This is a genomic window from Christiangramia marina (assembly GCF_048285865.1).
GTDB lineage: Bacteria > Bacteroidota > Bacteroidia > Flavobacteriales > Flavobacteriaceae > Christiangramia > Christiangramia marina.
On sequence record NZ_JBLVTK010000002.1, the window covers coordinates 909,461 to 917,830 of the forward strand.

General features: G+C 40.2%; 3 protein-coding genes. 2 read left to right on the plus strand and 1 reads right to left on the minus strand.

The window, feature by feature from the left end:
- Positions 1–1,502: hypothetical protein (locus tag ACNKXS_RS10765; protein WP_417920832.1), on the minus strand; the 1,502-nt coding region annotated here is incomplete at its 3' end.
- 463 nt (positions 1,503–1,965) lie between these two features.
- Between ACNKXS_RS10765 and gltB the strand changes: the two genes are divergently transcribed.
- Together gltB and ACNKXS_RS10775 are read left to right on the plus strand one after the other, a co-directional pair.
- Complete coding sequence (gene gltB / locus ACNKXS_RS10770) at positions 1,966–6,477, plus strand: glutamate synthase large subunit (RefSeq protein ID WP_417920833.1); 4,512 nt, start codon at positions 1,966–1,968, stop codon at positions 6,475–6,477.
- A gap of 3 nt (positions 6,478–6,480) precedes the next feature.
- A complete protein-coding gene (locus ACNKXS_RS10775; RefSeq protein WP_417920834.1) occupies positions 6,481–7,941 on the plus strand; it encodes a glutamate synthase subunit beta in 1,461 nt (486 codons plus the stop codon).
- Positions 7,942–8,370 lie beyond the last annotated feature (429 nt).

Consider the following 8,370-nt stretch of genomic DNA (forward strand, 5'->3'; position numbering starts at 1 on the left):
AGACTCACTGAACTCAGGTCTTCATCAATACAGAATCGATCACTACCACCAGTTCCAGCTTCCACCGTTCCATCAATAATTATAGTTACCGTTGTATTGTCTGATACACATTCTGAATCAGCATCTTCAGGTCCTACCGTATAGGTAAATACATAGGTGCCCGCAGTATAACTGCTTAGGTCTATTGGATCTGATACTGATACATCCGAAGCATCTGTCCAGACACCACCGGCATCTCCGCCAGTAACCAGGCCAAACAGACTCACTGAACTCAGGTCTTCATCAATACAGAATCGATCACTACCACCAGTTCCAGCTTCAGGCTTGAATTCAACCTTCGTATCATATTCACATTCTACAGTTCCAAAATCTGAGTTTATCGTAGCAATCACTTTGAAATCACCATCTCCTGCAACTACGGTTGCACTAGTACCAGTAGGATTGGCAGGATCAAAATATGCTCCTGTGTCCCCTGGAACAATTTCCCAAGAATAAACCGGGTTGAATCCTTCATCTACAGGCATTATAGTATAAGTTCCTTCTCCACCTTCACATAAAATATCTGTACCGCTTTCAAAAATACAGTTGGGCGGAGGAACAACTGCATCCGCTTTCAAGGACCGATCCTGCTGACCTAAATTACCTAAACTCCAACCTATTAAACGCATATGGTAAGGTGATCCGTCTATTCCACCTGCTGAGTTGGGTACTCCATTGGTTTCTCCCCAATCTACTCTGCTGGCTATATGCCCACCCCATGCAATCACTACGTTTCTTGAAGCCTGACCACTTGAACCAGAAACAGTAAATGTTATATCAACTTGCTGTTCTGAACTAGCGAGGGAAAGGTTAGCTTGATTGGGATAGGAAATATCAAAAATTTCACCATTCCATATAGACATTTCTGCGCCTCCTACTGTAAAACCATTAACATCCTCATAGGATTCTCCGCTTACTGCTAAATGGCTTGCAGTTGGCTGACCGGCTAAAGGCGTAGAACTTCCTGGAGGGGTAGGGATTTCAAATCTATTATCGGCAGTTGAGCCAGCGGTTATCCCAGAAACACCAATTGTTGGATCTATGATTTCCCTAGATGAATGTCCAAAAGCAAGAAAATGTGGCTCACTTCTATCATAGTGTGTCAAATAATCGATTGCGTGTTTTCCATTTTCCTTTGCGTCGTATGCGATTGTCAAGGTAACAGATTCACCTGCAGGCATATCGGATAAGATCACACGATATGGTACTGAAAATCCTTCTGCCAGGTGAGCCTGAGTGGGACCGAGATTCCCATTCGCCCAATTACCAGGGCTCTCAGGAGAAGCTGCTGATCCATTTCTAACCTGGTCAAGATTTACGGATTGCGCAAATGCCCCTAACGAGAAAAATAGAAAGACTAAAGAAATTAGAGTGCACTTAAGAGAATAGGTTGGCCTGCTCAATTTCGGTAGCATTCCTTTTCTCATAAAGTTGGAATTTGAAGAGAGAGTAATTTTTTCCATAATGATTGATTTAATGGTTAGAACCATAACAAACATTAAAAAGTAAAAGTAGACCGGGCAGTCCTCAATGAGAATATAAAGTATGGAGTATTACCTGTGTAGAACAGTTTATAGTGCATAATTGCACTGGCTCATCGAGGGGTGTAGAAAAGATTTTCAGAACTAAAGAAGACTCCCACCAGGAGTTAAAGAACTGAATTTTAATAACTTAAATTTAGTGAATATTACCGATGCATATGCTAATTTTTTTAAGATCTGTTTAAAATTGGGGGAAACCCCCCAAATAAAACTTGTCCGCGAAACTCAATAAATAAAAACAATTTTAAGCCCTTATATTTCAGTTATTCTCAATTAGAAACACTCAGATTATCAAATCCTTAAAAGTTATAGCTTCGAGAAATATGACACTCTTCCTTTAATCAGTTTTAACTAACTTTAAGAGATTTATATAGAAAATGAAGATATGGGAATAAAGGAACAGGGGTTGTACTCTCCTCTAAACGAGCGTGATAACTGCGGAGCAGGTTTTATATGTAATTTAAACGGAGAAAGAACCAATAACATCATACATAAAGCCATCGATATTTTAATCAGGCTGGAACATCGTGGTGCAGTCAGTGCCGATGGAAAAACTGGAGATGGTGCAGGAATTCTAATAGAAGTTCCACATGATTACTTCAGGAAAGTGTGTGAATTTGAAATTCCAGATTTTAGAGAATATGCAGTAGGAATGTTATTTCTCCCTAAGAATAAGAATCAGGCTGACCTTTGTCGTACTATTTTTGAAAAGCATGCAGCTAATCAAGATCTGGAAATTCTGGGCTGGCGTAAAGTTCCGGTAAATCACACATGTCTTGGGAAAATGGCCTCGAATGTAGAGCCAGCTGTTGAACAGGTTTTTATAGGTAAGAAAACGGAGATGGATGAGCAGTCTTTTAATAAGAGATTGTACTCAGCCCGGAAGATTGCGGAACATGAGGTAGAACATTCCGGTCTGGCACAAAGTGACTATTTTTATTTTTCAAGCTTATCCACCAATACTATAATATATAAGGGGCTACTCATGCCTCAGGATATTAATATCTATTACAAGGATCTTAATGATCCAGATGTGATCACCAAACTTGCACTGGTACATCAGCGCTTTTCGACCAATACTTTTCCTACGTGGGACCTGGCACAACCTTTTCGTTATATGTGTCATAATGGTGAAATTAATACGCTTCGCGGTAATTTAAGCCGAATGAAGGCGCGAGAAGAACTTTTCGAAAGTGAAGATTTTGGCGATGATATTAAAAAGATCATTCCGGTAATTCTGGAAGGAAAATCAGATTCAGCTTCCATGGATATGGCGTTGGAACTGTTATTACAAACAGGTAGATCCTTACCAGAAGCTATTATGATGATGGTTCCTGAAGCCTGGGAGAAAAACCCTTCAATGGAAGATAGTAAAAAAGCTTTCTATGAATACAACGCCTGTATTATGGAACCCTGGGATGGACCGGCTTCTATTCCATTTACCGATGGCAATTATATAGGCGCTTTACTCGATAGAAATGGATTAAGACCTTCAAGATATACGGTCACCAAAGATGGCTACGTGGTAATGTCTTCTGAAACTGGTGTTCTTGACATCAAGCCTGAAAATGTTCTCAAACACGGTAGACTCGAACCAGGAAGAATGTTCCTGGTTGACATGATCGAAGGTAGAATTATCGAAGATGAAGAAGTGAAAGAGAAAATTGTTTCTAAGCGCCCCTATCAGGAATGGCTCGATGATAATCTTTTGCATCTGGCAGATGTAAAGTATACAGGAAATCAGACTCCGGTTGAAGATGTGGATTATGTCACCAGGCTGAAATTGCATGGTTATACATACGAAGATATTACCACAATTATCACCCCGATGGCTTCCAACGCTAAAGAAGCTATTGGATCCATGGGAACCGATATTCCACTGGCAGTACTTTCAGATAAACCTCAATTACTATTTAACTATTTTAAACAATTATTCGCTCAGGTTACGAATCCGCCTTTGGATGGAATCCGGGAAGAGATCGTTACAGATATTAGTCTGACGATTGGAGAGGACATCAATTTATTTGATATAGTCCCGGAACAGGCTAAAAAATTAAAAATTCAGAATCCGGTTATTTCAAATGAAGATCTTGATAAGATCAAATATATCGACTACCCAGGCTTTAAGGCTAAGAGTATTTCTATGCTTTATTCCGCAGAAAAAGGAATGAATGGTCTCGAAGACCGGCTGGAAGAAATGATCGTAGAGATCAAGGAGGCTGTGGATGATGGCTGTAACGTAATTATTCTTTCAGATAGAAATGTGGATAAAAGCCTTGCCCCAATCCCATCTCTACTAGCCTGCTCATTTGTTCATCATAGGGTGAAGGATTATAACCGAAGATCCAGTTTTGGAATTGTCATCGAATCTGCTGAACCTCGTGAGCCTCATCATTTTGCAGCTCTCTTTGGATATGGCGCTAGCGCGATCAACCCATACATGGTTAATGAGATCATCTACGACCTTGTAGAAAGAAAAGAGATCAATATCGAAGATCCTGAAGTTGCGGTAGAGAACTTTAACGTCGCTATTGGCAAAGGGATCGTGAAGATCATGAATAAGATTGGGATCTCTACTTTACTTTCCTATCGTGGATCTCAAATCTTCGAAATACTCGGACTCAACAAGAAATTTGTAAATAAATACTTCTGTAATACTCCAACAAGGATCGAAGGGATAGGCTTATATGAAGTAGAAAAGGAAATTCAGAAACGATACAAACATGCTTTTTTCCCACCAGAAACAGATTCAGATCTTGATCTTGAAATAGGCGGGGATTATCGCTGGAGAAGAAATGGTGAGCGCCACGTCTTTAATCCGGCCAGCGTTGCAAAACTACAACAAGCGGTTAAGCAAAATAGTTATGATACTTATACTGAATATTCGAAAATAATCAATGAGCAGACGGAAAGGTTGATGACCATTAGAGGAATGTTCAAATTCAAGGAACTAAATCCTATTCCTATTGAAGAGGTAGAGCCGTGGACAGAAATTGTAAAACGTTTCAAGACCGGTGCCATGTCTTTTGGTTCTATAAGTAAGGAAGCACATGAGAATCTGGCAGTGGCCATGAACCGAATTAAAGGAAAAAGTAATTCTGGAGAAGGTGGTGAAGATCCCGGTCGTTTTCAGAAGGATATTGATGGAAACTGGAGGAATTCAGCCATTAAACAAGTCGCTTCAGGGAGATTTGGAGTGAGTATCGACTATTTAACCAATGCAAAAGAAATTCAGATAAAGATGGCTCAGGGTGCAAAACCCGGTGAAGGAGGACAGTTACCTGGTCCAAAAGTCAATCCGGATATTGCCAAAACAAGAAATTCTACACCATATGTTGGATTGATTTCTCCGCCTCCCCATCATGATATTTATTCTATTGAAGATCTGGCGCAACTTATTTTTGACCTTAAGAATGCAAACCGGGAAGCTAGAATTAACGTAAAACTGGTTTCTAAAATTGGTGTTGGGACTATTGCCGCCGGTGTAGCAAAAGCAAAGGCAGATGTAGTTTTGATATCTGGATATGATGGAGGAACCGGAGCTTCTCCGCTTACTTCGCTAAGACACGCAGGATTACCCTGGGAACTTGGGATTGCCGAAGCCCAGCAAACGTTATTACTAAATAATCTACGAAGCAGGATTGTGGTAGAATGTGACGGACAATTAAAAACTGGCCGTGACGTAGCTATCGCATGTTTATTAGGAGCTGAAGAATTTGGTTTCTCCACCGCACCTTTAGTAGCATCAGGATGTATCATGATGCGGGCTTGTCATCTAAATACCTGCCCTGTGGGGATAGCCACACAGGATCCTGAATTGAGGAAGAATTTTAAAGGTACACCAGAAAATGTGATCAATTTCATGTATTTCATAGCGCAGGAATTGCGAGAGATCATGGCTCAGCTAGGATATAGAAGCATTAATGAAATGGTAGGTCAATGTCAGAAACTTGACATGAATAAAGCGATCAAACACTACAAAGCACAGGGAATAGACCTATCTAATATTTTACATAAGCCGAATTTGAGTGAACAGGTTCCGTTGTCAAATACTGAAAAGCAACTACACAACCTGGAAGGTGTTCTAGATTTTGATATCCTAAAGCATGCCCACCCGGCAATCTATCGAAAAGAGCAGGTAACACTGGAATATCCTATTGATAACACCAATCGTACGACGGGAGCCATTATTAGTAATGAGATATCGAAAATTCACGGCGCAAACGGACTACCTCCAAACACCTTGACTTTGAATTTTAAAGGATCTGCAGGACAAAGTTTTGGTGCATTCGCCGCTCGCGGACTAAATTTAAATATTGAGGGTAACTCTAATGATTACTTCGGAAAAGGCCTTTCTGGCGCAGTTCTATCTATACGGAAACCAAAAGAAGCAACCTTCGCTTCACACGAAAATGTCATCATTGGAAACGTTGCTTTATATGGCGCAACCGCTGGCGAAGCTTATATCAACGGTATAGGCGGAGAACGTTTTTGCGTTCGGAATTCAGGAGCAAAGGCCGTGATTGAAGGAATTGGTGATCATGGATGTGAATACATGACCGGAGGAATTGCAGTTATACTTGGAGGCATAGGTAGAAACTTTGCAGCAGGTATGAGTGGCGGAACAGCTTATATCTACGATCCTGACCATAAAATAGACCGGAATAAGTTCAATATGGAAATGATCGAATTCGAAGAACTTTCCGAAGAAAATATTGCGGAAATAGAAGATTTGATCGTAAAGCATTATCAATATACAGAAAGTGATGTAGCTCGAGAAATATTGAATAATTGGGAATCAAGTTCTGCTGGCTTTATAAAGATCATGCCTACAGAATACAAAAAGGCTTTACAGAAAATGAAAGAAAACAACGAGCAAACTCTTAAAACGGCGTAAGGTATGGGAGAGATTAGAGGATTTTTAGAATACGAAAGAAAAAATGAGGATACGATACTACCTCAGGACAGGATAAAGAATTATAATGAATTTCAGAAAGAGCTACCAACTGAGGAACTTAAGAAGCAGGGAGGTAGATGTATGGATTGCGGAATACCTTTCTGTCATTCAGGTTGCCCTTTAGGTAACTTGATCCCGGACTTTAACCATGCAGTTTACAGGAATGAATGGCAAAAAGCACTTTCAATCCTGCATGCAACGAACAATTTTCCGGAGTTTACAGGTAGATTATGTCCCGCACCGTGTGAATCGGCGTGCGTATTAGGGATTATAGAGCCCCCTGTAGCGATCGAAATGATCGAGAAGTATATTGTTGAAAGAGGCTTCAAAGAAGGCTGGATAAAGCCTGAAATCCCTTCGCTAAGAACTGGTAAAAAAGTTGCTGTCATTGGAAGCGGACCTGCTGGACTGGCTGCCGCTCAGCAATTGAATAGAGCAGGTCATGAAGTTACAGTTTTAGAACGTGGGGCGAAACCAGGCGGACTTTTACGCTATGGGATACCTGACTTTAAATTAGAGAAGAAGATAATAGATCGAAGATTGGAAATTCTCGAAGCTGAAGGTATTATATTTAAAACAGAAACTGAGGTTGGAAACAATTATGACATAGCAGAACTAGATGGTTTCGACGCCGTTGTCCTTTGCGGAGGTGCTACGGATAAAAGGAAATTGCCTATCCCGGGATCTGATGCCGAGGGCGTTGTGCAAGCAATGGATTTTCTCACTCATAATAATCAGCATGTTGACGGGCTACATAAACTGGACAGCAAATACAATGCTAATGGCAGAAATGTAATTGTTATTGGCGGTGGTGATACCGGTTCAGATTGTGTTGGTACTTCTAACAGACATGGAGCAAAATCTGTCACTAATTTTGAGATCATGCCATTGCCACCAGAGCAAAGAAGTAAGGATAATCCATGGCCTTACTGGCCTTTTACGATGAAAACTAGCTCTTCTCATGAAGAAGGTGTAGAACGTAATTGGAGTATACAAACCAAAGAATTTATCAAGGATGAAAGTGATAAACTGAAAGCTCTAAAAACAGTTGAAGTAGAATGGATCAAAAGGCCAGGTTTAAGACCAGAATTGAAAGAAATTGAAGGGTCTGAAAAAGAATGGCCTTGCGATTTAGCACTATTGTCGTTAGGATTTACCGGACCTGAAAAATCACTTTCTGAAAAAATGGGTCTGGAGATCGACGAAAGAACAAATATTAAAGGAAATAAATCCTATTTTACTAATAAGAAGAATGTCTTTGTTGCCGGAGATATGCGTAGAGGACAATCATTAATCGTCTGGGCAATTTCTGAAGGGCGCGAAGCGGCACATCATGTAGATAAATTCCTGATGGGTAAATCTAAATTGCCTGTAAAGGGAGAGGGAGATCTTCCCCAAGTGTAGAATAGATAACTATTAAGACTCTAAAATAGAAAAGCAGCCGACTGGCTGCTTTTCTATTATATATAGGTTGCTTGATTCTATTGAGAGGCTCTATTTCATAAAGGTATTAGGGATTTGAAAAACCCACTTAAGCATTCAGTGTTTCAACTCTGTAAATTTTATGATAAAAAGCCAGAGAGGAATTGCGTTAGTTTAAAAGGGATATATAATCTCATCCATTGTATTAGCTATTAGAAATATAGAGAGACTAGCTGGCTTAAGTAGACAATTATAAACCTTTAGTTGGATTCTAGGTGCTATTTCACTCCTTGACTTTATGGTATAAAAAAACCCTTCATCGCTATGATGAAGGGTTCTTAAGAAGAAGGCGACGACATACTCTCCCACAATACAGCAGTACCATCTGCGCTAACGGGCTTAACTACTCTG